This window comes from Synechococcus sp. CS-197 (genome assembly GCF_025128215.1).
Taxonomy (GTDB): Bacteria; Cyanobacteriota; Cyanobacteriia; order PCC-6307; family Cyanobiaceae; genus Synechococcus_C.
The window spans coordinates 25,959-47,406 of record NZ_JAHLZC010000015.1; the positions used below are offsets into that span (position 1 = coordinate 25,959).

Genomic DNA, 21,448 nt, shown 5'->3' on the forward strand with positions numbered 1-21,448 from the left:
GGATTCGGGCAGGTCGGATCTCGATCAGTCGCGCTTCTTCGCCCAGGGCGGAAGGTCGATGAACACCTTGGAGCCAGGTTTCACCCCCGAGAGAATCGCACTCTGGCCGCCGCTGCTGGAGCCCAGTTCCACCGCTTGGAAGCGGGGCTGGTCATCCTTGCCAACGAGCAGAACGCCGGGTTGGCCGTTTTCGGTCACGATCGCCACGTTGGGAACCAGGGTGCTCTCAGCGGTCCGACCCGTCTGGAAATCCACGTCCACCGTCATGCCGATGCGCAGGGTTGGGGGTGGATCGATCAGGGTCAATTCCACCTCAAAGGAAATCACGTTGTCGGTTTTCTCGGCCCGCGGAGCGATATCCCTCACCCGGGCAGGGAAGCGCTGATCGGGGAAGGCATCCACACGCACCGTGGCGTCTTGGCCGATCCGGATGCGACCGATGTCGCTTTCAGGCACTTTCGCTGCCACTTCCAAACCTTCGGAGAGCTCAACGATGGAGGAACTGGTGGCTCCGGCATTCGCTGATGCCGTGGTGGTGGGAGTCACGAAGGCACCTGGTTCAGCGAACCGTTCGGTGATCACACCGCTGAAGGGGGCTCGGATCAGGAGTTCGTTCCCTTCCACATCGCGCTGCTGAATGCGTTCCCTGGCGGCCGTGAGCGCTTCCTTGCTGCTCAGGAAGGCTGCGCGGTAGCCATCCAGATCCGAGGCACTGATGGCTCCGCTGTTTTCGAGTTTTTGATAACGGATGTAGTCGGCCCGTTTCGCCTCGAAGTCCGCCCTGGCCTGACGTTCGAGGGCCGAGAGCTCATCCATGCGATCGGTGAAGTCTCCGCTGTCCATGCGGGCCAGCACCTGCCCCTTGGTGACCGCATCGCCTTCATCCACATACAGGGCATCCAATAGGCCTTGACGCTTGGGGCTCACATTCACGCGCCGGATGGGCTCCAATTCACCACTGGCAGTAATCACGCCCGGAAGGGTCCCCCGTTTTGCGGTGGCGGTGTAGTCCGCCAGTTGGCGCCGTCCTGTGCCGGCTCCACGGCTCCAGATCAGGGCCCCGCCACCGACAACCAGAACGACAGCTGCAGCAGCGATCAGGCGTTGTCGTCGCCGTTTGATGCCGCTGAGGCGGGTGAGCGGCCTGAGGGCTGCGTGCGTGGCCCCGGCGGAGGTCTCGCTCTTCTGGCTGCCCATGGCCCCTGAACATGTTTCGTAACGCAGTCTCGCGCGTAGGCGGCGCAACCGTGTAAGCCGCAGCCCTGCCGATAGATTCGCCGGCATGCTTAAAGCCGGAATCGTCGGACTGCCCAACGTGGGCAAATCCACTCTGTTCAATGCCTTGGTGGCCAACGCGCAGGCGCAGGCGGCCAACTTTCCGTTCTGCACCATCGAGCCCAATGTCGGCACGGTGGCCGTCCCGGATTCCAGGTTGGAGTTGCTGTCTGATCTCAGCAGCAGTGCGGAGACCATCCCCACGCGGATGGAGTTCGTGGACATCGCTGGGCTCGTGAAGGGCGCCAGCCAGGGCGAGGGACTCGGTAACAAATTCCTCGCCAACATCCGCGAGGTGGACGCGATCGTGCACGTGATCCGCTGTTTTGAAGACGACGACGTCATTCATGTGTCCGGGGCGGTTGGCCCAGCCCGGGATGCGGAAGTGATCAACCTTGAATTGGGCCTGGCCGACCTGGCGCAGCTTGAGAAGCGGCGGGAGCGCCTCAAGAAACAGATGCGCACCAGCAAGGAAGCCCAGATTGAAGATGCGGCTCTCGAGCGCATCCAAGCGGTGCTTGAGCAAGGTGGTGCCGCCCGCAGTGTGGAACTCAGCGAGGAGGAGGCGCTGATGCTGAAACCCCTGGGCTTGCTCACGGCCAAGCCGATCATCTATGCCACCAACGTGAGCGAAGACGATCTGGCGGGCGGCAATGGGTTCTGTGAGGAGATCGTGGCGTTGGCGGCCAAGGAGGGCGCCGAAACCGTGCGCATCTCAGCCCAGGTGGAAGCAGAACTGATCGAGCTCGGGGATGAGGAGCGTCAGGACTACCTCGATGGCCTGGGGGTGAACGAGGGGGGATTGCAAAGCCTGATCCGGGCGACCTATCAGCTTCTGGGGCTGCGCACCTACTTCACCACCGGGGAGAAGGAAACCCGCGCCTGGACCTTCAAGGCCGGCATGACCGCACCGCAGGCTGCAGGTGTGATTCATACCGATTTTGAAAGGGGCTTCATCCGAGCGCAGACGATCAGCACCGACAAACTGCTGGAGGCCGGTTCTCTCGTTGAAGCGCGCAATAAGGGTTGGCTGCGCAGTGAAGGGAAGGAGTACGTGGTGGAGGAGGGGGATGTGATGGAATTCCTCTTCAACGTGTGATCACGTTCAATCCTTCCGTCACAGCGCATCGAGGGCTTTCATCGCTGGGATGAAGTCAGGGCTGTTCTGATCGAAGTCGTCGCAGGTTTTGTTCATGGCTTCGCTGGTGAGGGCCACCACCCGGATGGCTTGCGGCGATTTCAACCAGTCAGCCTGCTGCTGCCAACCGTTGCTTTGGATGCCGCTCTGCACGATCGCCTGCGCCCTCTCCCGGCTGTAGCCAGCGTGCAGCACCTTGCATTCGGCATAGGCAGCCAGTCCCACCAGAGCCTGGCGGGTGTCGCTGTCGGCAGCCTGAACGGGTTGAGCAAGCTCCCCGATGCTGCTGGCCAGCAGCGCGAGTGCGCTCGAAGCCCCCGCCAGGATTTGCACTGTTGAGCGAGAGAACGCCATGGCTGCGGCAAGACTGGCGGCAGTTTATGGATCTCGCCGATCCCTCATGCCATGGACGTGGATGCGATCGGTTACACCGCTGCAGCCCTCACCACCATCAGTTTCTTCCCTCAGGCGATCAAAACCCTGCGACTGGATGACACGCGCTCGATTTCGCTCTCGATGTACGGCCTGTTCACCACCGGTGTGGCGATCTGGGGGGTGTTCGGCTGCCTCACGGGGAATGGTCCTTTGATCGTGGCCAATGGCCTCACCTTCATTCCGGCAGCCTTCGTGCTGCAGAAGAAGATCCGCCATCGCCTCCTGCGCGGCGAGCGTTAGTACACCGCCCCGAAGGCTTCCCCTTCTGCGCTGTGAACACCCAGCTCCTGCCGCCACTGGTGCAGAGGCTTCTCCCAGGCTTCTTCCCAGCGCTGCAGCACCAGGGGCTTGGCTTCCAGTCCGATGCGGTTGCCGAAGGCAATGCTCCGGCTCACGCCGGCCAGGTTGGCTGGGGCGAAGCGGAAGGCGCGGAAGCACGCCAGGGTATTGATGAGCACGTAGGCGGGAAAGCCGATCTGCGTCGCTGTGATCGCCAACACGCCCGACTCACCAGCGCTTTGCGTGTTGAAGCCGCCGATCACGTGATGGAGGTCGTGGGTGGTGGCGATCCGCTGGGTCAGCCAGAGCGCTTCACTGCTGGTGTCCCGAGGGCGAAAAAAGTCGGGGTCGTAGTTAAGCTTGCGGATCATGCCCGCGTAGGCCCGGCCCAGGCTTCCCTCTGGGAGCGCTTCCAGCGCAGCAAGATCGGGCTGGAAGGGTGGATAGCGCTGCTCGATCATCTCCGCACCTCCCGGCAAAGCCTTGAAGCGCTCCACGCACACCACCATCGCCTCGCTGTCGATGAAGTTGTCGACCAAATCACCGACGCTCTGAAGGCCACCTTCACTGGCGGCCATCTCACGGATGATTGAAAGATTCCTAACGGAGCGAAGCAGTTCTCGGGCTCGAGACATCGTTGGACTTCTCCAGGGGGATGGCGCTCAACCCTGGTGTATAGCGGGGCCTCACGGTTTTGAGCAGCGGCACCATCAGCAGGCACACCGACGCCATCAGGACCCAGAGCAGCAAGCCATGGCCCTGGCGATCGAGCAGGAACCCTGCCATCAGTGGAGCTCCAGTGGCACTAATGGCAAAACACTGGGAAAACAGCGCCATGGCCAGCCCGCGATGTTGAAGGGGCGTTTCTTCCACCATCGCTTCGGCGGCGGTGGGAAGGAAGGCAGCTTCCCCGAAGGCAATCGGCAGCATCGCCAATGCAATGAGGGCGATGCCGCCACTCCAGAGAGCGGAAGCGGCCAACAAAAGGCACCCCAGCACAAACCCACCAAGCCCCATTCCAAGCCCAAAACGCAGGCTGCGACGGGCCACCCAGTTGCCAACGGGCCATTGCAGCGTCACAAGCAGTGCCAGCTGCAGCGCGATCAGTGCGCCGCTCCAGGCTTCGCTCAGGGGTGCTCTGGCCATGCCGCCGCGCACCAGATCGAGGGGAAGGGCGCTCTGCATGAGCGCAATGATCCCGGTTGCCACAATGCTCACCGCAAGCACCGGCATCAAAGGAGGCAGCCATTGCCAGCCATCTGAAGCGGCATCCCTGTCGGCTGGGTCTTCTTCGGCGGGATGCAGCAGAGCGGCACGGCCATCTGGAAGGGGGCGCAGGCTGAGCACCACCAACATCAGAACCACAGCTGCCGCCTCCACCAGATACACCGCACGGATGAGCCCCAAGGCGGTGACCAGCGCACCAATCAAGGCTCCGACGGCGACGCCGAGGGCGTCGGCACTGCGTGCAAGGGCATAGCCGCGGCTGGAGTTGAACCCTGTGCAGCTGAGGGGAACGGCCAGTTCAATCGCTGGGAAATACAACCCAGCGGCAATGCCAATCAGCAACTGGCCCGCGAGGTAGCCGTTGAAACCCTGGGCTTGGAACAGCACCAGATCAGCCAGAAACGCGAGAATGGCGGCGGCGCGTACTGGCCAGGAACAAGACAGGCCCCGATCGAGCAGCACCCCACTCATCAGCCTTGCCGCAGTACCGATCAGCGCAGAAGCCGCAAGTCCCTGGCCGACTTGAATGGCGGTGAAGCTGGCCTGATGAAAAACCATCGGCGTCATGTAGATGACTCCCCCTGCGCCGAGGGATGCCAGCAAACGGATGGATGCCACTTCCTGCAGAGATGCGGGAAACTGGTTCCACCAGTGCACTGGCCTTGGCCTTGGGAGGACGCTTAACAGGACGAAGGATGGCTGTTGGACTGTTCAGCAGTCTGCTGCTCTGGGCTGCCTCTCCGCGACCCGTCCAGGCAGCTGGTGAGCTGGAGGTTCGGCTGGATGGAATGGCGTTGCCGATTTCCATCGACGATCTCGGTGCCTGGGTGCGCAGTGGTGGGGCCCGTTCGTCTGAGTTGGGCGTTTGGTTCAACCTGCTTGAGGCCGAAAGCAGGAAAGGGGTGATCGATCTGCTGCAGGCGCCCTTGATCAACGACAGCAGCATGGCCAGGCAGATCCTCAACAGCTGGGCGGGGCGGCAGTTGTTGGATCAGGTGGGTGATCTGGTGCAGGTGGATGACGAAACCACGGGCCTGACGGTTCAGACCACGCTCGAAGAGCTTCTTGCGCAGCGTCCGGAGGTGACCACGCTCGAGTTGCTGGAGGCACTCCCAGCCAAGAAGGTGCGCCTCGATCTTGATGCGCTGCTGGAGGTGGCGGCCAGTTGGCGGCTGCAGCTCGAGCGTCAGCAGCTGTTGGTGGAGCGTCTGGGACGCCAGCCGCTGTCCCCGCAATCCCTGCCGCAAGCCAGGGAATGGCCGGCGGCCGCTGATGGCCGGCTCGAACGCTTGGCTCTGCCGGTGCCCCATCGCGAGCGTGATCTTCAACTGCAGCTCTGGCTTCCCGATGCAGCGCTGGAAGGCCAACGCCGCTCCTGGCTGGTGCTGATGCCGGGGCTGGGCGGAAGCCCTGACCACTTCGCTTGGTTGGGGCGAGCGCTCAGCCGCAACGGCTGGCCTGTGGTTGTGCTGGAACACCCGGGCAGTGATGCGGTGGCGGTGAAGGCCCTTCTGGAGGGCAGGCGTCCGCCGCCGGGAGCGGAAGTGCTTCCAGAGCGTTTGCGCGATTTGCAGGAGGTGCTGTCGGCGCAGGGGAGGGGAGATCTGCCGCTTTCGGGGGATCAACTGGTGCTTGTGGGGCACTCCCTCGGTGCATTGACGGCTTTTCTCGCCAGTGGAGCCCAGCCTGAGCAAGGGCTGGGACGACGCTGCCGAACGGTGATGGATGACCTGCCGCTCAGCAATCTCTCCCGGCTGTTGCAGTGCCAGATCCAGGATGTGGCGCTGCCAGGCTTTCCGCCGCCAGCGTCACTGGCGGGGGTGGTGGGCCTCAACAGCTTCGGAAGCCTGCTCTGGCCGCGGCGCGTGCCTGTTGCCAGCGATGTTCCCGTGTTGCTCAGCGGTGGCTCTCTGGATTTGATCACACCTCCCCTCAGCGAACAGCTCGGGCTCCTGCGGGCATTGCCGGCCAATCCCGGCACGCGCGCTGTGCTGGTGGAGGGCGCCAGCCATTTTTCGCCGGTGCGCGTGGAGGGGCAAAGCGGTGGCCAGGGCGACGATCTCTTCCAGCTCGGGGAGGAGTTCGTCGGTGTGCAACCGCTTCAGGTGCAGGCTCTGCTGAAACAGGAAATTCTGCGCTTTCTCGAAGCTTTGGAAAGCGGTCGTCGGGTGAAGCGTGCAGAAGCAGACGCCGAACATCTTCAGGTGGGGGCCCTGCATCTCTATCGCCTGAATCAAGCGGGAGCAGCACGCTTGCTGGATTGAAGCCTTGAGCATCTGGCTTGCAGCTGGGCCAGCTTCATTTCCAGGATTGGCAGGGACTGCCCATCCCGCAATCTGTAAATCCCCAGAGGACTCAGATCTGACTGTTGAGCATCAGGTGTCAGGTGTGGTGCAGGACCCTTCAGGTCTTCATAAATCAGGCATGCCATGGCGAACGCTTCGGCTTCCGACAGTCGGGGGCGTTGCATCGTTGACCGGGTGGTTCTGCCGGAATGGTGCAGGGGATGCCTCCCCCCTGACGCAAGCTGGTGCTGAAGCTTCGCTGAGATTTTGCTGATGGATGGGCCGCAGTGCTGGCTGCCTCAGTACCGCACCCGAGGATCCAGAAGGGCCACCAACAGATCCACCGCCACACTCACCAACACCACCAAAGAGGCCACCACCACCACGATTCCCTGCACAACGGGGTAGTCGCGTTGGTTGATGCTTTCCTGCAGACGCAAGGCGATCCCCGGCCAGGAGAACGTCACTTCGATCAACAGCGCGCCACCGATCAGCGACGCCACGGTGATGCCGGCGATGGTCAGCACCGGGAGCAGGGCATTGGGCAGGGCGTGCCGAAGCACCACCTGGGTCTCCGTCAGTCCGCGGCTGCGGGCCGCTTCCACGTAATCGGAACGCAGGCTGCGATTGAGATTCAGGCGCAAGGCATTGGTGAACACACCGCTCAACAGCAGCCCCAACGTGCAGGCTGGGAGCACCAGGTGGCGCAGGCTTCCCTGCAACGCGCGCCAATCAGCGCTGAACAGGCTGTCGGCAATCAGAAAGCCGCTTCCCTCGGGCGGCACCATCCCCGGGGGAAAACGCCCGCCCACCGGCAACCAGCCGAGCACCACGGCGAACAGAAGCTGGGCCAGCATCGCCACCCAGAAAGGCGGTAAGGCGTAGGTGCCGATCCCGTAGAAACGGCCGGCAAGATCCAGGCGTCCTTCCGATCGGGCAATGGCGGTGAAACCCACGGCGAGTCCCACCACTGCCGCGACCAACAAGGCGGTGACACTGAGCTCCAAGCTGGCGGGTAGGGCCCTGCCGATGATTGCGGTGACGGGGTTTTCATCGATCAGCGATCGGCCCAGATCGCCATGCAGGAGGTCCCGGAGGAAATCGAGGTATTGCTTGCCCAGGGACTGATCGAGGCCAAGCTGGGCGCGCAGTTCAGCTTTCACGTCCTCCGGTGCGCGGCTTCCCAGCACCGCATCCACAGGATCGCCAGGAGCGACCCGCAGGAGCAGAAACACCAGGGTGGAGATCAGCCAGAGCATCACCGGCGCCAGGGCCAGGCGCGTGCTGGCGTAGCGCAGCAGTTCGCGTCCGCGACTCATTGAGGCACCTCCTCAAGTTGGGCCAGCTTGACCTGTCCGTTGCCGTCGAATTCCGGCGTGGCCACCCCGCGTTGGCTCCAGGCCCGGGCTGTGACCAGCCAAACGGGGATGTAAGCCGCTCCCTGAGCGGCCTGCGTTTCGATGACATCGAGGTCTTGAAGGCGCTTGCGGCCGCGGCTGCGATCGGATTGCTGCAGGGCTTGATCGAGCCCCGGTGCGGTCCAGAAGCTGCCGCTCTTCGCGGCTTCACCGCGTTCGCAGATGAACCCTCTGGACACATCGCAGCTCAGCAACGGGGACAGGTAGGCCTCGGGATCGGGATAGGGCCCCCGCCAATCCAGCATCACGGCAGCAAAGGCTCCATCACCAAGCTGGCGATACACGGTGGTCGATTCCACACCATCGAGGTCGAGCGCCAGGCAGTCGGGCAGGTCGCGCTGCAGCTGCGTCTGCCAGATCAGGGCCATCAAACGGTCCGCCGGCACATTGGAGCGATAGGTGAAGGGAACTGAGAGCACCCGACCGTTGCAGTACCCGGCGTCCTGAAGCAGGGTTCGCGCCTTGGCGATGTTGAGGCTGGGCCAGGGGTCACCCTCTCCCCCCGCCAAACCCGGTGGAACAAGCGAGCGCAAGGGCGGCCGCAGCCCGTGGCTCACCCTTTGGCTGATGAGGTCGCGGTCGAGGCTGAGGGCCATGGCCCTGCGCACCCTTGGGTCCTGGAACGGAGGGGCGTTGCTCAGCAGGGTGATGTAACCGATCACCAACGCCGGCCCTTTGCCCTCACGCAGCGTCCCCTTGTCGGCGAGGCGATTCAAGGCCAGGCGCTGATCTTCGTCGATGGCATCCGAGAGCAGCACGTCCACTTCGCCGCTGCGCATGGCGCCGAAGAGAGCCGTGGAATTGCTCAGGTAGATCATTTCGAGCCCCGCGTTGCGCGGTGGCTCTCCCCAGTATTGGTCGAACGGCTCCAGGCGCTGCTCAACCGCTCTGAAATGGGTCAGGCGGTAGGGCCCAGTGCCCACGAAGCGATCGTTGAGAGCGCGATTGGCGTAATCGCTATAGGCGGTGGGGGACACCGGCGTGAGATTGGTGGAGGTCAGCAGGTTCACCAGGGAGGTGGACGGGCGGCTGAGCTGAAGGCGGAGTTGGAAGGGTTTCGGGGTCTCGACTGCGGTGATGCGACCGCCCACGATGTAATTCAGGCGTCCGATGCGCAGAAATCGGCGCAGGCTGAAGGCCATCGCTTCCGCGTCGAAGCGGGTGCCGTCGTGGAAGAGAACATCCTCACGCAGCGGAATCGTGATGGTGCGTCCGTCGGCGCTGATCTCAGGCAGCGCGGAAGCCAGGGAGGGTTGCAGGTCTCCATTGGCTGAGCGCTTGTAGAGGGTGTCTCCGATGGCACTCAGCAGCTGCAGGGCTCCGAAGGTGTTGGCGCGTGCCGGATCGAGGGCGCTGATCCGCCCTGCGCTGGCCACGATGAGGCGGTCGCTGGTGCGGCTGGGCTGACAGGCCGTCTGGCCGATACAGAGCGCCAGGGTCCCCAGGAGGGTCAACGAGCCCTTGATCCAAGGAAACGCGGTGGGGCCGCGGCCTGTCGTGCTGGATTCGCTCACGCCTGGGAGGCAGACCCGGCCATTCAAAGGCCTTAAGGCCTCAATCGATGCCGGATTCGCTGTGGATCTGATCGAGAGGCACCTCGAACACGGGCGACCCCTTGGGCTCCAGAGGCCATTGGCGCACCCAGCAGCGATCGTGATCGCCATCGATGCCAATCACTTGGAACACCCCGTTGTTGCTGTGAAGCCGGATGCAGTCGCCCTGGTGAAGGCTCATGAGGGGTCTTGATTCGAGCTGCTCGCAGCGTTGCCCGATCAGGACGGTGGTTTCGTTCGGCATGAACGGTTTGCAGCACAGATCTGCGAATGCAGACCCGCTCTGTGATGGTTCTTACGACTTTGCCCTATGTCGGGGGTTGTCCGCCAGGGGTCAGAGGCAGCCCAGGTGGGAGGCCAGGAGGCGCACTTCCGGTAGGGCTGTGATCGCGCTCAACGCTTTCTGCATCGCTCCGCTGCTCACTTCGTGGGTGATCACAACGATTTCGGCGCCTTCGTCGCTGGCATCGAACTGCACGATCGACTGGATGGAAACCTGTTGATCGCCAAAGCAGCTGCCGATTCGGCCGATCACTCCGGGGGCGTCATCTGTGTTGAAACGCACATAATTGCGCTGCCGGATCTCTCCCCCTTGCACCAAGCGGCAGGCGCGCCAGCTGCTGGCTGCCAGGAGAGGATCGAGGCCGCCAGGCGCGGCATTGAGCTGACGGATTCCAGCGATGTTGAGGATGTCGGCCACCACCGCGGAGGCGGTGGGCCCCGATCCAGCGCCAGGTCCGTAGAACATCACCCGTCCCACCGGATCCCCCTCCACGAGGATGGCGTTGTTCACGCCGTGAACCCCAGCCAGGGGGTGCTCTTTCGGGACCAGGGTGGGTTGCACGCGCACGGCCAGGGGCAGTGCTGGAGAGGCGTCGCTGCTGCTTTCAATCCGCTCTGCAATCGCCAGCAGCTTGACGCCGTATCCGAGCTGGGTGGCGTAGTCCACATCCTTGCTCTGCAGGTTGCTGATCCCGCTGGTGGGAATGGCGTCACGATCGATGGGGCCACCAAAGGCCAGGCCCGAAAGGATGGCGATTTTGTCTGCGGCGTCATGCCCCTCAACGTCCGCAGCGGGATCGGCTTCGGCGTAGCCCAGGTCCTGAGCGTCCTTGAGAACGGCGAAGTAGTCAGCCCCCTCATCCGCCATGCGGCTGAGGATGTAATTGGTTGTGCCGTTGATGATCCCGCTCACGCGGTTGATCCTGTTGCTGCCCAGAGACTGCTTGAGCGGTTCGATGATGGGAATGCCGCCGCCAACGGCGGCTTCGATCAGCACATACACCCCGGCAGCAGCGGCGGCCGAGGCGATCTCCTCGCCATGGCGGGCGATCACTGCTTTATTGGCGGTCACCACCGACTTGCCGGCAGCGATCGCGCGCATGATCAGGGTGCGAGCCGGCTCAATCCCGCCCATCACCTCCACCACCACCTGAACCTCGGGGTCGTCCACCACGGCCTCCGGGTCGGTGGTGAGCTTCTCCTGGGGGATGGCGACCGGACGGGAACGGTTGAGGTCGCGCACGGCGACACGCACGAGGTCCAGCTCGGCGATCAGGGGGTGACGACCCTCAGGACTCGTGAGAATGGTGGCGACACCGGCGCCGACGGTTCCGAGGCCGAGCAGGCCAATGCCGATCCTTGTCGCCATGGGGCGGGTCCGTTAACTGCGGTGAACTCCCGACTTTAGGCAGCGGTGGATCCAGGGTTGGACGTGAGCGCTTCGGCCTGGGCCTGCATGGTGCGCAGGATGTTCAGAAAACCGTTGGCGCGTGACGGCGTCAGGCTGGCCTGCAGGCCGGTCGCAGCGATCACCCCTGGGTCCACAGCCATCACCTCCGCTGGAGTGAGATCTGTCAATCCTTTGATCAGAAGCGCCAGCAGTCCTTTGGTGATCAGGGCGTCCGAGTCTCCTTGCCAGCGCAGGCGTCCATCCACCAGGTCGGAGGCGATGAACACCTGGGACACACATCCCTTCACCTTGCGCTCTTCGGTTTGAAGCTCAACGGGCATCGCCGGCAGTTTTTTGGCCAGCCACAGCACGTATTCGTAACGTTTGCGTGGGTCTGGCGTGCCACTTAGGCGATCGGTGAGCTGATCCAGGGCAGCGCTGCCATAGCGGGTCGACGCGTTGCCTTGGTCTGCCATAGCCGATTCAGTGGTGGCGGTCGTGGCCTCGAACCTTAGCGATCGTGCACACCACGCCGACCAGGGCCGGCGCGGACAGCCAGGCGATCCAGGGCAGAGGCTGTGGGCTCTCTACCACCTCGTCGAGGTTCACCACCCCTCGCTGAAGCGGAAGCGTGAGGTAGTCGCGGTGGCCAGGGCCCCCGTCCACCTGAAGGTCCACCAGCCCATCCTCCACGGCCGGGAGCTGCAGCTGGAGGCGTCCGTCGGCGTTGATCGTGCCGAGCTCTTCGCCAGCGCTGCCGTCCGCTTGAAGGAGCCTCACAACAGCCCCTTCCACAGGCTCACCTGTTGAGAAGCTGCTGGTCAGCTCGAGCTGTCCATCGAGGTAGCGCAAACTGCTTTCCACGCCGTGGGCATCAGCCGATGGCGGCTGAACCAGTCCGGAGATCACGGCAACGGCAGACAGGGCGCAAAGGCGGGGCCACAGGGGCATGGGCATCCGGGTCTGGAGTCCCCATCCTGCGGCTGATCAGGGCCTCAGGCAAGAGGGGGCCTCAGGATTGGCGCGCCACGGCGCGGAACATGCGCCCCATGGCATTCAGCATCAGTTCCACCGCCTGCGGCTGACTCTGGCCTCGCTCGCTCAGTTCACGGGCAATCACTCTCTGGGCAAGGGTGAGCTGATGCGGATCCGAGCAGTTCTGCTGGCGCAATGCCGGGCTGACCGAAGGGTTTGGATTCACCGGATTGCCTTGGGATCTCACTCTTCGACCTTACAAACGCCCCGCTCACTGGCCCATCCATCGAATGGGCGATCCCAGGGATCGCGTGGCAACCGCTCTGGGCTGATGCAGGCGTCGGGAAGCACCACCAGGGCTGGCACCTCGCACCAGAGAGGTTGGGCTCTGAGGCGGTCGTAGTACCCCCCGCCGTAGCCGAGACGAACACCATCGCGATCCACAGCCAGGGCCGGAACCAGCAGCAGATCCAGTTGATCCGCCGTCAGAGGAGGCTGATTCAGAGGAGCCGGAATGCCACATCCGTCGTCGATCAAGGGTTCAGTACCCCAGGGGTGGTAGCTGAGATGCCCCTGGCCATCGGCAGCCGGCAGGGCCAGGGTCAGCCTCAGCTCCTCCACCAAGCAGGGCCGCAGCACCGTTAAGTCCACCTCCCCCGGCAGAGGCCAGTACAGACCGATGTATCCCTGGAGTGAACTGAGGGCATGCCGGGCGCGGATTGCTCCAAGAACCTGTTGGGCGACCCCTGCCTGCAGATTGGGGTTGTCGCGCAGAGCCTGCGAGCGCCGCTGCCGGTACAGGCGGCGCAACTCCCGCTTGCAGGTGTTCATCGGCATCACCGGTCAGCGTTGAAACCAACCCGTGAGGGCAACGGCCAGGGCGTCAGCCGCATCATCCGGTCTTGGCGGGGTCTCCAGCGACAGTTCGCGCATCACCGCCTCGAGCACCTCATCTTTGTCTGCATGCCCGTGGCCCGTCAGGGCTTGCTTGATCTGCATCGGCGGAAATTCCACGATCGGCAGCCCGAATCGGCTGAGGGTCATGATCACCACGCCGCGGGCCTGAACAACGGCAATCGTGTTGCTGGAGCGATAGAAGAAGAATTTCTCCACAGCGGCCAGCTCCGGCTTCCAGGCTCGGATGAGCTGGCGCAGATCCCTGGCGATTTCCACCATGCGCTCACCCTCCGGACGCCCTGAATCGGTTCGGATGATTCCGCAATCGAGCATGGTTTGCTCCCTCCCTGCGGTCTCGATCACGCCGTAGCCCACCCGTGCGAGCCCGGGGTCGATGCCGAGAATGCGCACGGGGACAGCTCTCCGGTGGGCTCAGGCTGCCAGAGCCAGCTCGAACGCGTTGCGATCGTCGCTTTCGCTGCGCTCGAACACCTTGCAGAACACCTTCACCACCCGATCGCCAGAATCGATCTGCTCGAGGGGGTCCTTGCGCAAACGGTGACGCAGGCAGCAGGACGCCACGCGGGCCACATCGTCTTCGCTGACTTCCGTGCGGCCTTCGAAGGCGGCAAGGGCTCGGGCGGCGCGGTTGGTGACAATGTCGCCGCGCAGGCCATCCACATCCAGCTCGCCGCAAACGGCGGAGATCCGCAGCCGCAGGTCGTCGTCGATCTCGACCTGGTCGAGGCGCTGCTGCGCCTCGACAACGCTTTGCTGCAGGGCTTGCTGTCCTTCCTCGACGGCGGTGGAGAACCCGTCGGGATCCGTGTCGAATGCCGTTCGTTGGTCGACCACCTGAACACGCAGCTCAGGATCGCGAACGGTGCGCACCTCCACGCTCATGCCGAAGCGGTCGAGCAGCTGGGGGCGCAGTTCACCTTCTTCGGGGTTGCCGGATCCGATCAGAACAAAGCGGGCCGGGTGACGTACCGAAACCCCTTCCCGTTCCACGGTGTTCCAGCCCGAGGCCGCTGAATCGAGCAGCACGTCCACCAGATGATCATCGAGGAGATTCACCTCATCGACGTACAGCAGGCCTCGGTTCGCTTTGGCCAGCAGACCGGGTTCAAAAGCGCGAACCCCTTCACTGAGCGCTTTCTCAATGTCGATCGTGCCGCAGAGCCTGTCTTCGGTGGCGCCCAAAGGCAGATCCACCATGGGCACCTGACGCTCCTCGGTGCTGAGGGCTTCACCATGTTCCAGGCGCTGGCGCACATCACTGCTTTGCAGATCGGGATCGCTGGGGGAGCTGTTGTAAGGGTCGCCGGCGACCACCTCGATGCCCGGCAAAAGATCGGCCAGGGCTCGGATCGTGGTGGATTTTCCCGTGCCACGGTCGCCCATGATCATCACGCCGCCGATGCGGGGATCGATCACATTGAGGAGCAGAGCAAGCTTCATCTCCTCCTGGCCGATCACGGCGGTGAACGGGAAGACTCTGCGCTTGCGCGGTGAACTCACGGACGACTGTTTAAAGCTGTTGAGGATTGTTTCACAGGCAGGAGGGTCAAGACCTGTGGTGGGGTTGCATCCGCTGGGTACACCAGCCGGATTCGCACCTGGCGTCGTTCGCCAGGCGCCAGGGTGACCCGACCGAGTTCCGGGCCCTGCTGACCGCGGCGCAACACCAGGTGGAATCGCCGCCTGCCTTGCGCCTGCCCCTGCGCATCGTCCAGGCCGCGCACTTCAATCGGTCCGCGGAACATCACTGGGCTGCTGTTGCCGCCACCAAAACGCAGCTGCTTGCTGTTGCTTCCGTTCTTATCGGGTGATTCCAGGGCTAAAGCCACCGTGCGGGGTGTGGCGCCTCGATTCTTCAGGGGAAGGGTGAGGTCGTATTCCACTCCGTAGTTGCCATGGGCGGCCCAAGCGGTGCCGTCATCAAACACCTTGAGTTCGGCGGTTTGCACCTGGCCCGTTTGCAGGTCGCCCTTCTCCAGGCTGCTGATCGGCCAGGACACTGGCTTGCCGCTCAAGGCCAGATCCGTGGATCCTGGATCGGTGAGCGTGGCCGTCCAGGTGGAGCCGATCTGAACGCCGCTCACCCGTGAGTAGATGATGTTTCCCTTGCTGCCGCGAGGGGTGGGGCTGTGCTCCTTCGGGCTCTGTTGGCCTGAGGCCAGCAGGTTCTGCAAACGGCTGAGCGTTGGTGCCCGCTCCCCTTCGCCATAGGCGGCCACCGTGGCCAGATGCACGGGGCCGGAACTCTGCAGGCGCATTTGCAGGTTGCGGCCGTTCAGAAGCGGGTCAAGCCCTGCCACCGGGATCGGCAGCACCACGAGGGCACTGGCCGACCCAGGGGCGATGCGCCAAGACTCCGGCAATTCCGGCGCGCTCTCACCGCGCAGGATGTCGCCCGCAACGCGGCTTCCAGGCCCGGCAGCGATGGGGGTTCCGCTTTCGCTCATCAGCGCAGGCAGGGGCAGGAAGGGAGCTGCCGTTTGGCCCTTGCGGGTGGCCTGCGACAGGGAGGTGCTGCCCCCCAGCAGCTCCAGGGTGACCGCTGCATCACCGATCGGTTGCGCCAGCACTGCAAGCCAGAGGGTGGACGTCTCTTCGTCGTCTTTGCCTGCAAACACGTGATGGCTGAAGAGGTCGAAGCGACCGTTCAACGCCAGATCGAGGCCAGGTGGTTGGCGGAATGTGGACACGAGGATGCCCTCACCGGTGATCAGTTCCGGGTTGTTGTCGTTCACCACCAGCACCTCATCCAGCTGGCCAGGCAGGGCCCGCACCTGCTGGCTGCGGATCACCGCCTGGGGGGCATCGGCCACGGCCGGTGCGCCGAGCCAGGGCAACACCAGCAGGGTGAGGGCCGTCAGAGCGCGCCGGGAGTGAAAACAGGTCATGGGTTGATGCTGGCGGCGGCGGTGTTACGGGTCACCGCGGGTTTGGGTTTGAGAACCGGCGCCATGGCGGCAGCCAGCTTGCGGATCAGTTCGGTGGAACGGGGATCATTGAAGGGGCCTTTCACCAGAAACGCGGCCACGGCCCTGCTGCCATCAGGAAGTTCAATCAGCCCCGCGTCGGCGTAGGCGATGCCGATGTCGCCGGTCTTGTTGAGCACCCGGTATCCCTTGATCATCAGGCTGTCGTCGGGTGCACCCTGTTGACCGCCGAGTCCTCGCAGCAGGCCCTTGGGCAGCAGCGTGTTGGTCACCGAGGTGCCCATCACCTCACGGAAGAGATCGCGGCTGCGGATCGACAGGGCTTCGCCGGTGTCGACCAGGGCGATGGAGCGTGCCAGATCCCTTGCGCTGGTGGTGTTGGTTCCCTTGAGGTCGGGCAACCAGTTGTTCACTGCAGTGGCACTCAAGCCCAGGGCATTGAAGCGGGCGTTGAGGGCCTCTTTGCCCCCAAGCCGTTCAATCAGGAGGTTGGTGGCCGTGTTGTCGCTCACTCGGATCATTTCCGTGGCCACCTCATGGGTTGGGAAGCGGGTGCCGAGGGGCTTGGAGGCCATCCATCCCGCACCGCCGCCCACCACGGCTTTGCTGAGTTGCAGCGGTTCGTTCCAGCTGAGCTTTCCGGCATCCAGTTCCTCAAGGGTCACCAGCAGGATCGGTGTCTTGATGGAGCTGGCTGCTGGCAAGGCCGTGTCAGGAGCCAGCTGGGCATAGCGGCCGTCATCGAGCACCAGCATGAAGGCGCTCACCGTGAGATCCGGCTGGCCTGCCGCCAGTTGTTTCCAGCGATCACTCAGGGCCTTGAGCTCATTGTTGGTCTGAAATCGTCCGAGCGATTGGGTGCGCTTGGCTTGCTTGGGCGCTGGGGTTGGCGATCCGGCTTTCGTTTCAGCGCTGCGCGGGGACCCTGGAAGGCTGATCCACGTCGGCAGGGTGAGCTCCCCCCTCTGCACCGCCGGGCCCGCCAGTTTGAGCAGAGAGCCAGTGATCACGCCGAGTCCGACGCCCATCAGGATGAGTCTGAGCAGCAACCGCAGCGGGCGACCCCAGCCCGAGGACTGGCGACTGGATCGACTGGAGGACAAGGGGCTGCGCTGGAAAACCAGAGATTACGGGCGGTGGCAACGGATCGCCCAGCGCAGTTGACGCACCATGCCGCGGAGCATGGCGAGTTCCTGGGCCTGAATGCTGGCTCGCCGCAGGAGGCCTTTGATCTTCGCCATGCGCGCTTTGGCGGTATGAGGCAGCAGAAACCCCACGTCCAGAAGCAGCGCCTCGGCGTCCCTCAGGCAAGCCTCCAGCTGGGGTGGTGCCGCTGCTTCTGATGCCTGCAGCGCCTGTTGATCGTCCGCTGCAGCACCGATCCTGCTGCGCTGGAGGTCGTGCAGCACGATCGCCACAGCATGGGAGAGATTCAGCGACGGGTAGTGATCGACTGTGTGCAGGCGCACCACGCGATGGCTGAGCAGTAACTCCTCATTGCTCAAGCCGCGATCTTCACGACCGAACACCAGGGCCACCTGAGCGCCGCTCTTCAGGCCTTCTCCAACCCAGGGCATCACCTGATCCGTTGTTTGCAGGGGGATGTCGCCATGGTCGATGCGCCCGCAGCTGGCCACCACGCGCTGGCAATCGCTGAGGGCCTCAAGGAGCGTTGTGAAGGTGCTGGCCTGGTGCAGCACCGTTTGCCCATGCACGGCCATGCGCAGGGCTTGCGCATCGTTGGGGTTGCAGCGCGGGGCGACAAGCCTTAGGTCGTTGATTCCGAAATTGGCGCACAACCTGGCCACGCTGCCCACGTTGAGAGGGCCCGCTGGCTCTACCAAAACAACGGTAAGACCCAAGAGTTCTAGGTAACGGTCTTGAGATAGCTGAGCAGATCGGCCATGCCCTGGGGTTCGATCTCGAAGCGAGGCATCGGTGGCGTTTCTCCGCTCACGATCTGATGAATGATCGAACGATCCGATCGCTTCGCCGAGACCCCCTGAAGGTTTGGCCCCACCAGACCCTGGCCTGCAATGCCGTGACAACCGGCGCAGTTGATGCGGAAGAGTTGACCTCCATGGGATACCTCACCACTCAGGGACAGGGTTGCCTTGCTGTAGGGGTCGAGACGGTTGACCCCGAACAACCACACCAGCATCACCAGAGCGGTGACCCCGGCTACGGCAACGAGTGCCGAAACCAAGCCGCGTTTGCGATCTGCTGGTGCAGCAGTTGATGACGGAACCGTCACAGAGGCCATGAGTGCATGGAACAATTGTGCTGAATCAATCAACCGGGCGCGACCTGATGATCGAACCCCTTCTCTGCGGCATTGTTCTCGGGCTGATCCCGGTCACCCTTCTGGGCCTGTTTGTGGCTGCTTGGAATCAGTACCGCCGCGGCAGTGCTCTCGGGGGCTGAGAAACAGCAGCGCGCTGGTTCCGTAGCGTCGGCGATCCACTTCAGTCCAGTCGGGTGGTGGATCCAAGCGGTCGTGACTGGCATGTTCGCAAATCACAAGGGCATCGTTGCTGAGCCAGTTCCTCGTGCGTAGACCTTCGAGGGTGGCTTGATACTGGCCTGCTGCATAGGGAGGATCGACATACACGAGCGAGAAGGGCTCGACGTTCTCAGGGCGACCAGCCTCGAGCCAGGGCATCAGATCTTTGCGGATCACGCGAATCTCGATTGGCTCCTTCCTCGATGCTGCGACCAGTTCCAGGTTCTGGCGGCAAATCGCTGCGATGCGTGCGTTGTTTTCAACGGCCCAAACTCTGGAGGCCCCCCGTTGAATCGCTTCGCAGCCCATCACGCCGCTGCCGCTGAAGAGATCAAGCCAGTGCGCGTCCTCCAACACACCAGCGAGCATGTTCATCAAGGCTTCCCTCACCCTCGCTGTGGTGGGGCGTGTTCCCTGACCCTGGGGACTGCGCAGGCGTCGACCACCGATCATCCGCAGCTGGGCGCTGCTCACGCTGACAACGGCGCCCCCGCCTGAAGCCACAGGAGCCAGCGTTTCAGCAGTTCAGCGCCGGCGCGCCCTGATTTTTCAGGGTGGAACTGACAGGCGCCGACCCTCCCATGCCAAACCATGGCCGTGGCAACGCCGTTTCCGAATCCCACATCAGCGGCCCGATCCTGCTCCAGAGCGGGGTGGGCTGCGAAGGAATGCACGAAATACACCCAGGGATTCTCGGCTCCTGCAGGCAGGAGCGGGCAGGGATGGCGGTGATCTAATTTCCCCCAGCCCATGTGGGGGATGCGTTCACCCTGGCCGCTCGGCAGCCGGCAGACGCTGCCCTTGAAGAGCCCCAAACCCGGCGACTCACCCTCTTCGCTGCGTTCGAACAGAAGCTGCAGACCAAGGCAGATACCTAGGAGCGGGCGGTCAGCCTGGCCCCATTCTTGGAGGTGAGGAATCAACCCTGTGCTGCGCAGTTGCTCCATGGCCGGGTCGAAGGATCCGACGCCTGGAAGAATGAGCGCATCACAGTTGGCAAGGTCGCCTGAGCAGCGAACTGGCGTCAGTGACTGTCCGAGCCGCTCAAAGCACTTGGTAACGGAATGGAGGTTCCCCATCCCGTAATCGATGAGGCCAACGGTGGTTGAAGCCAGTGGTGAACTCAGAGATATTTGGCAATCGTGCCAGAGAGGGTCGCCTTGGGAACAGCTCCCACAACCGTGTCTACTTTCTGGCCACCCTTGAACACCATCAGGGTGGGGATGCTGCGGATCCCGAACTGACTGGCCACGTTGGGATTCTCATCGGTGTTCAGCTTGAACACCTTGATCTTGCCCTCGAATTCCTTGGAGATCTCATCAACGATGGGAGCCACCATCCGGCAAGGGCCACACCAGGGAGCCCAGAAATCAACGAGCACGGGAACGTCGCTTTGGAGGACGTCCTGTTCGAATGAAGCGTCGGTAACAGCGGCAGCGCTGGACATTCAGTGGCAGTCGAGATAGGCGAAATTTAGCAACCGTTTTCTTGGTTGCCGCTCATTGTCATCTCTCAGCGTTTGAACTGTGATGGATGACTGAAGAAGACAGAAAGCCCGAACGCGTCGGGCCGGGGGGTGTGAGGAGTGTGTGGGCATACGCCCGCACACCTTGAGAGTACCGCGTGTCTTGCTTTTGCGTCATGTGTCTCGTGGTGAGACTTGTGACTATTTGCCCATGCCCAGTTGCTGGGCTTTCTGGTACACCTTGCCCTCAGTGAGCAGGGACGGGGCTACAACCACCTCCACCGATTGCATTTCTTTGATGGTGCGGGCACCAAGTGTCCCCATGGAGGTTTTCAGAGCGCCGAGCAGGTTGTGGGTTCCGTCATCGAGCTTGGCTGGCCCCCGCAGGATTCGCTCCAGGCTTCCCGTGCTCCCCACATTGATGCGGGTGCCCCGCGGCAGTACTGGGCTGGGTGTGGCCATGCCCCAGTGGAATCCGCGCCCTGGGGCTTCCTCCGCCCGGGCGATGGGCGAGCCGATCATCACGGCATCGGCGCCACAGGCAATGCATTTGCAGATGTCGCCTCCGGTGACGATTCCGCCATCGGCAACGATCGGCACGTAGCGGCCGCTCTCCTGTTCGTAGTCGGCACGAGCAGCGGCGCAATCGGCAACCGCGGTGGCCTGGGGAATGCCAACACCGAGAACGCCCCGCGATGTGCAGGCTGCACCTGGGCCAATGCCCACCATCACGCCTGCAGCACCAGCGCGCATCAGCTGGAGGGCCACGTCATAGGTGACGCAGTTTCCAATCACAACCGGCACGCCCATGTCCCGGCAGAGGGCTTCAAGGTTCAGGCTTTCGCGTCCTTCCGGACCGATGTGCTCCGTGGACACGACCGTGGCCTGAACAAAAAACAGATCGGCACCGGCCTCGGCAATGGCTTTGCCGAAGCGCATGGCGGCAACCGGGGTGCCGCTGACGGCGGCGATTCCTCCCTGGGCCTTGATGTCTTGGATGCGCTTGCGGATGAGACGCTCCTGCACGGGCTCGCTGTAGAGCTCCTGCATGAGCGGCACGAAAGCGTCTTTGCCGACGGACGCGATGCGATCGAGGGCATCGTTGGGGTCGTCGTAACGGGTTTGAACACCTTCGAGGTTGAGCACGCCAAGGGCGCCGAGTTTGGAGAGCTTCACTGCCATCTCAACGTCCACCACGCCGTCCATGGCGCTGGCGATGATCGGGATTTCCCGCTCGATTCCACCAAGCGTCCACCGGGTGTCGGTGACCTCGGGATCCACGGTCCGACCGCCCGGAACCAGGGCAATCTCATCGATGCCATAGGCCCGGCGTACAACCTTGGAGCGTCCGAGCTGAATGTCCACCGCAGTCGTCACA

25 protein-coding genes and 1 pseudogene are annotated in these 21,448 nt (G+C 63.3%); 4 read left to right on the top strand and 22 right to left on the bottom strand.

Annotated features, from left to right (window positions below; all coding sequences use genetic code 11):
* Nucleotides 1–24 precede the first annotated feature (24 nt).
* Nucleotides 25–1,197, bottom strand: a complete 1,173-nt coding sequence (locus tag KQ296_RS05590) for an efflux RND transporter periplasmic adaptor subunit (RefSeq protein WP_011933517.1) — start codon at nucleotides 1,195–1,197, stop codon at nucleotides 25–27.
* Between the two features lie 85 nt (nucleotides 1,198–1,282).
* On the opposite strand from KQ296_RS05590, the gene ychF reads away from it, so the two are divergent.
* The gene (ychF, locus tag KQ296_RS05595; protein WP_011933516.1) at nucleotides 1,283–2,374 is read left to right on the top strand and encodes a redox-regulated ATPase YchF; all 1,092 of its coding nucleotides are present in this window, start codon (nucleotides 1,283–1,285) and stop codon (nucleotides 2,372–2,374) included.
* 18 nt (nucleotides 2,375–2,392) lie between these two features.
* Here ychF and KQ296_RS05600 read toward each other — a convergent pair whose 3' ends face one another.
* Nucleotides 2,393–2,767, bottom strand: a complete 375-nt coding sequence (locus KQ296_RS05600; RefSeq protein WP_041428588.1) for a hypothetical protein — start codon at nucleotides 2,765–2,767, stop codon at nucleotides 2,393–2,395.
* A gap of 51 nt (nucleotides 2,768–2,818) precedes the next feature.
* Here KQ296_RS05600 and KQ296_RS05605 point away from each other — a divergent pair, with 51 nt between their 5' ends.
* A complete protein-coding gene (locus tag KQ296_RS05605; protein ID WP_011933514.1) occupies nucleotides 2,819–3,088 on the top strand; it encodes a SemiSWEET family sugar transporter in 270 nt (89 codons plus the stop codon).
* On the opposite strand, the gene KQ296_RS05610 is transcribed toward KQ296_RS05605, so the two are convergent.
* Together KQ296_RS05610 and KQ296_RS05615 are read right to left on the bottom strand one after the other, a co-directional pair.
* Nucleotides 3,085–3,705 carry a Coq4 family protein gene (locus tag KQ296_RS05610; protein ID WP_011933513.1) on the bottom strand — a complete coding sequence of 207 codons (621 nt, stop codon included), beginning with the start codon at nucleotides 3,703–3,705 and terminating at the stop codon, nucleotides 3,085–3,087. The genes KQ296_RS05605 and KQ296_RS05610 overlap by 4 nt on opposite strands.
* Before the next feature lie 22 nt (nucleotides 3,706–3,727).
* On the bottom strand, nucleotides 3,728–4,972 hold the full coding sequence (locus KQ296_RS05615) for an MFS transporter (RefSeq protein WP_083833675.1): 1,245 nt from the start codon (nucleotides 4,970–4,972) through the stop codon (nucleotides 3,728–3,730).
* An 11-nt stretch (nucleotides 4,973–4,983) separates the two neighbouring features.
* Here KQ296_RS05615 and KQ296_RS05620 point away from each other — a divergent pair, with 11 nt between their 5' ends.
* Nucleotides 4,984–6,618 (top strand): alpha/beta hydrolase, encoded by a 1,635-nt coding sequence (locus tag KQ296_RS05620; RefSeq protein ID WP_083833642.1) that lies wholly within the window; start codon nucleotides 4,984–4,986, stop codon nucleotides 6,616–6,618.
* Between the two features lie 320 nt (nucleotides 6,619–6,938).
* On the opposite strand, the gene KQ296_RS05625 is transcribed toward KQ296_RS05620, so the two are convergent.
* From KQ296_RS05625 to KQ296_RS05690, 14 genes are all read right to left on the bottom strand, one after another.
* Nucleotides 6,939–7,958 (bottom strand): ABC transporter permease, encoded by a 1,020-nt coding sequence (locus tag KQ296_RS05625; RefSeq protein ID WP_011933510.1) that lies wholly within the window; start codon nucleotides 7,956–7,958, stop codon nucleotides 6,939–6,941.
* A complete protein-coding gene (locus tag KQ296_RS05630; protein ID WP_011933509.1) occupies nucleotides 7,955–9,571 on the bottom strand; it encodes an ABC transporter substrate-binding protein in 1,617 nt (538 codons plus the stop codon). Before KQ296_RS05630 ends, KQ296_RS05625 begins: the two co-directional genes overlap by 4 nt.
* A gap of 40 nt (nucleotides 9,572–9,611) precedes the next feature.
* A complete protein-coding gene (locus tag KQ296_RS05635) occupies nucleotides 9,612–9,854 on the bottom strand; it encodes a hypothetical protein (protein WP_011933508.1) in 243 nt (80 codons plus the stop codon).
* A 90-nt stretch (nucleotides 9,855–9,944) separates the two neighbouring features.
* Entirely contained in the window at nucleotides 9,945–11,261 is a 1,317-nt protein-coding gene (locus KQ296_RS05640) for a homoserine dehydrogenase (protein ID WP_011933507.1), read from the bottom strand.
* 35 nt (nucleotides 11,262–11,296) lie between these two features.
* The gene (locus KQ296_RS05645; RefSeq protein WP_011933506.1) at nucleotides 11,297–11,758 is read right to left on the bottom strand and encodes a SufE family protein; all 462 of its coding nucleotides are present in this window, start codon (nucleotides 11,756–11,758) and stop codon (nucleotides 11,297–11,299) included.
* Nucleotides 11,759–11,765: 7 nt separating this feature from the next.
* Nucleotides 11,766–12,239 carry a hypothetical protein gene (locus tag KQ296_RS05650; RefSeq protein WP_011933505.1) on the bottom strand — a complete coding sequence of 158 codons (474 nt, stop codon included), beginning with the start codon at nucleotides 12,237–12,239 and terminating at the stop codon, nucleotides 11,766–11,768.
* Between the two features lie 55 nt (nucleotides 12,240–12,294).
* Nucleotides 12,295–12,483: a hypothetical protein gene (locus KQ296_RS05655; protein ID WP_255486118.1), complete on the bottom strand. Its 189-nt coding sequence runs from the start codon at nucleotides 12,481–12,483 to the stop codon at nucleotides 12,295–12,297.
* A gap of 17 nt (nucleotides 12,484–12,500) precedes the next feature.
* Entirely contained in the window at nucleotides 12,501–13,094 is a 594-nt protein-coding gene (locus KQ296_RS05660) for a 5-formyltetrahydrofolate cyclo-ligase (protein ID WP_011933503.1), read from the bottom strand.
* 6 nt (nucleotides 13,095–13,100) lie between these two features.
* Nucleotides 13,101–13,565, bottom strand: coding sequence for a crossover junction endodeoxyribonuclease RuvC (ruvC, locus tag KQ296_RS05665; protein WP_011933502.1), 465 nt, complete (start codon nucleotides 13,563–13,565; stop codon nucleotides 13,101–13,103).
* A 21-nt stretch (nucleotides 13,566–13,586) separates the two neighbouring features.
* Complete coding sequence (gene bchI / locus KQ296_RS05670; RefSeq protein ID WP_011933501.1) at nucleotides 13,587–14,675, bottom strand: magnesium chelatase ATPase subunit I; 1,089 nt, start codon at nucleotides 14,673–14,675, stop codon at nucleotides 13,587–13,589.
* Complete coding sequence (locus KQ296_RS05675; protein ID WP_011933500.1) at nucleotides 14,672–16,063, bottom strand: DUF3370 domain-containing protein; 1,392 nt, start codon at nucleotides 16,061–16,063, stop codon at nucleotides 14,672–14,674. The genes bchI and KQ296_RS05675 overlap by 4 nt, the downstream gene beginning before the upstream one ends.
* A complete protein-coding gene (locus KQ296_RS05680) occupies nucleotides 16,060–17,205 on the bottom strand; it encodes a serine hydrolase (RefSeq protein ID WP_011933499.1) in 1,146 nt (381 codons plus the stop codon). The genes KQ296_RS05675 and KQ296_RS05680 overlap by 4 nt, the downstream gene beginning before the upstream one ends.
* A gap of 24 nt (nucleotides 17,206–17,229) precedes the next feature.
* The gene (locus KQ296_RS05685) at nucleotides 17,230–17,964 is read right to left on the bottom strand and encodes an RNA methyltransferase (RefSeq protein WP_041428577.1); all 735 of its coding nucleotides are present in this window, start codon (nucleotides 17,962–17,964) and stop codon (nucleotides 17,230–17,232) included.
* Nucleotides 17,965–17,969: 5 nt separating this feature from the next.
* Nucleotides 17,970–18,365 carry a cytochrome c gene (locus KQ296_RS05690; RefSeq protein ID WP_011933497.1) on the bottom strand — a complete coding sequence of 132 codons (396 nt, stop codon included), beginning with the start codon at nucleotides 18,363–18,365 and terminating at the stop codon, nucleotides 17,970–17,972.
* Between the two features lie 47 nt (nucleotides 18,366–18,412).
* Between KQ296_RS05690 and petG the strand changes: the two genes are divergently transcribed.
* Nucleotides 18,413–18,526, top strand: coding sequence for a cytochrome b6-f complex subunit V (gene petG, locus KQ296_RS05695; protein ID WP_006041770.1), 114 nt, complete (start codon nucleotides 18,413–18,415; stop codon nucleotides 18,524–18,526).
* A 10-nt stretch (nucleotides 18,527–18,536) separates the two neighbouring features.
* On the opposite strand, the pseudogene rsmD reads toward petG, so the two are convergent.
* The 4 genes and pseudogenes from rsmD to KQ296_RS05715 form a co-directional block, all read right to left on the bottom strand.
* Nucleotides 18,537–19,058, bottom strand: a pseudogene (gene rsmD / locus KQ296_RS05700) (16S rRNA (guanine(966)-N(2))-methyltransferase RsmD); the annotation flags it as partial.
* A gap of 17 nt (nucleotides 19,059–19,075) precedes the next feature.
* Entirely contained in the window at nucleotides 19,076–19,684 is a 609-nt protein-coding gene (gene hisH, locus KQ296_RS05705) for an imidazole glycerol phosphate synthase subunit HisH (protein WP_050815887.1), read from the bottom strand.
* Between the two features lie 44 nt (nucleotides 19,685–19,728).
* Nucleotides 19,729–20,052 (bottom strand): thioredoxin, encoded by a 324-nt coding sequence (gene trxA / locus KQ296_RS05710; RefSeq protein WP_006041767.1) that lies wholly within the window; start codon nucleotides 20,050–20,052, stop codon nucleotides 19,729–19,731.
* Between the two features lie 219 nt (nucleotides 20,053–20,271).
* A complete protein-coding gene (locus KQ296_RS05715; protein WP_011933494.1) occupies nucleotides 20,272–21,435 on the bottom strand; it encodes a GuaB3 family IMP dehydrogenase-related protein in 1,164 nt (387 codons plus the stop codon).
* Nucleotides 21,436–21,448: the final 13 nt, after the last annotated feature.

What these genes read in the sequence shown, in the direction of transcription:
- KQ296_RS05645 (WP_011933506.1), bottom strand. Translation starts at nt 11,758, where the DNA reads ATGGCAGACCAAGGCAACGCGTCGACCCGCTATGGCAGCGCTGCCCTG.
- KQ296_RS05600 (WP_041428588.1), bottom strand. Translation starts at nt 2,767, where the DNA reads ATGGCGTTCTCTCGCTCAACAGTGCAAATCCTGGCGGGGGCTTCGAGC.
- trxA (WP_006041767.1), bottom strand. Translation starts at nt 20,052, where the DNA reads ATGTCCAGCGCTGCCGCTGTTACCGACGCTTCATTCGAACAGGACGTC.
- KQ296_RS05660 (WP_011933503.1), bottom strand. Translation starts at nt 13,094, where the DNA reads ATGCCGATGAACACCTGCAAGCGGGAGTTGCGCCGCCTGTACCGGCAG.
- KQ296_RS05635 (WP_011933508.1), bottom strand. Translation starts at nt 9,854, where the DNA reads ATGCCGAACGAAACCACCGTCCTGATCGGGCAACGCTGCGAGCAGCTC.
- KQ296_RS05620 (WP_083833642.1), top strand. Translation starts at nt 4,984, where the DNA reads ATGCGGGAAACTGGTTCCACCAGTGCACTGGCCTTGGCCTTGGGAGGA.
- KQ296_RS05640 (WP_011933507.1), bottom strand. Translation starts at nt 11,261, where the DNA reads ATGGCGACAAGGATCGGCATTGGCCTGCTCGGCCTCGGAACCGTCGGC.
- petG (WP_006041770.1), top strand. Translation starts at nt 18,413, where the DNA reads ATGATCGAACCCCTTCTCTGCGGCATTGTTCTCGGGCTGATCCCGGTC.
- ychF (WP_011933516.1), top strand. Translation starts at nt 1,283, where the DNA reads ATGCTTAAAGCCGGAATCGTCGGACTGCCCAACGTGGGCAAATCCACT.
- hisH (WP_050815887.1), bottom strand. Translation starts at nt 19,684, where the DNA reads ATGGGGAACCTCCATTCCGTTACCAAGTGCTTTGAGCGGCTCGGACAG.
- KQ296_RS05690 (WP_011933497.1), bottom strand. Translation starts at nt 18,365, where the DNA reads ATGGCCTCTGTGACGGTTCCGTCATCAACTGCTGCACCAGCAGATCGC.
- KQ296_RS05590 (WP_011933517.1), bottom strand. Translation starts at nt 1,197, where the DNA reads ATGGGCAGCCAGAAGAGCGAGACCTCCGCCGGGGCCACGCACGCAGCC.
- KQ296_RS05610 (WP_011933513.1), bottom strand. Translation starts at nt 3,705, where the DNA reads ATGGCCGCCAGTGAAGGTGGCCTTCAGAGCGTCGGTGATTTGGTCGAC.
- KQ296_RS05625 (WP_011933510.1), bottom strand. Translation starts at nt 7,958, where the DNA reads ATGAGTCGCGGACGCGAACTGCTGCGCTACGCCAGCACGCGCCTGGCC.
- KQ296_RS05675 (WP_011933500.1), bottom strand. Translation starts at nt 16,063, where the DNA reads ATGACCTGTTTTCACTCCCGGCGCGCTCTGACGGCCCTCACCCTGCTG.
- KQ296_RS05650 (WP_011933505.1), bottom strand. Translation starts at nt 12,239, where the DNA reads ATGCCCATGCCCCTGTGGCCCCGCCTTTGCGCCCTGTCTGCCGTTGCC.
- KQ296_RS05605 (WP_011933514.1), top strand. Translation starts at nt 2,819, where the DNA reads ATGGACGTGGATGCGATCGGTTACACCGCTGCAGCCCTCACCACCATC.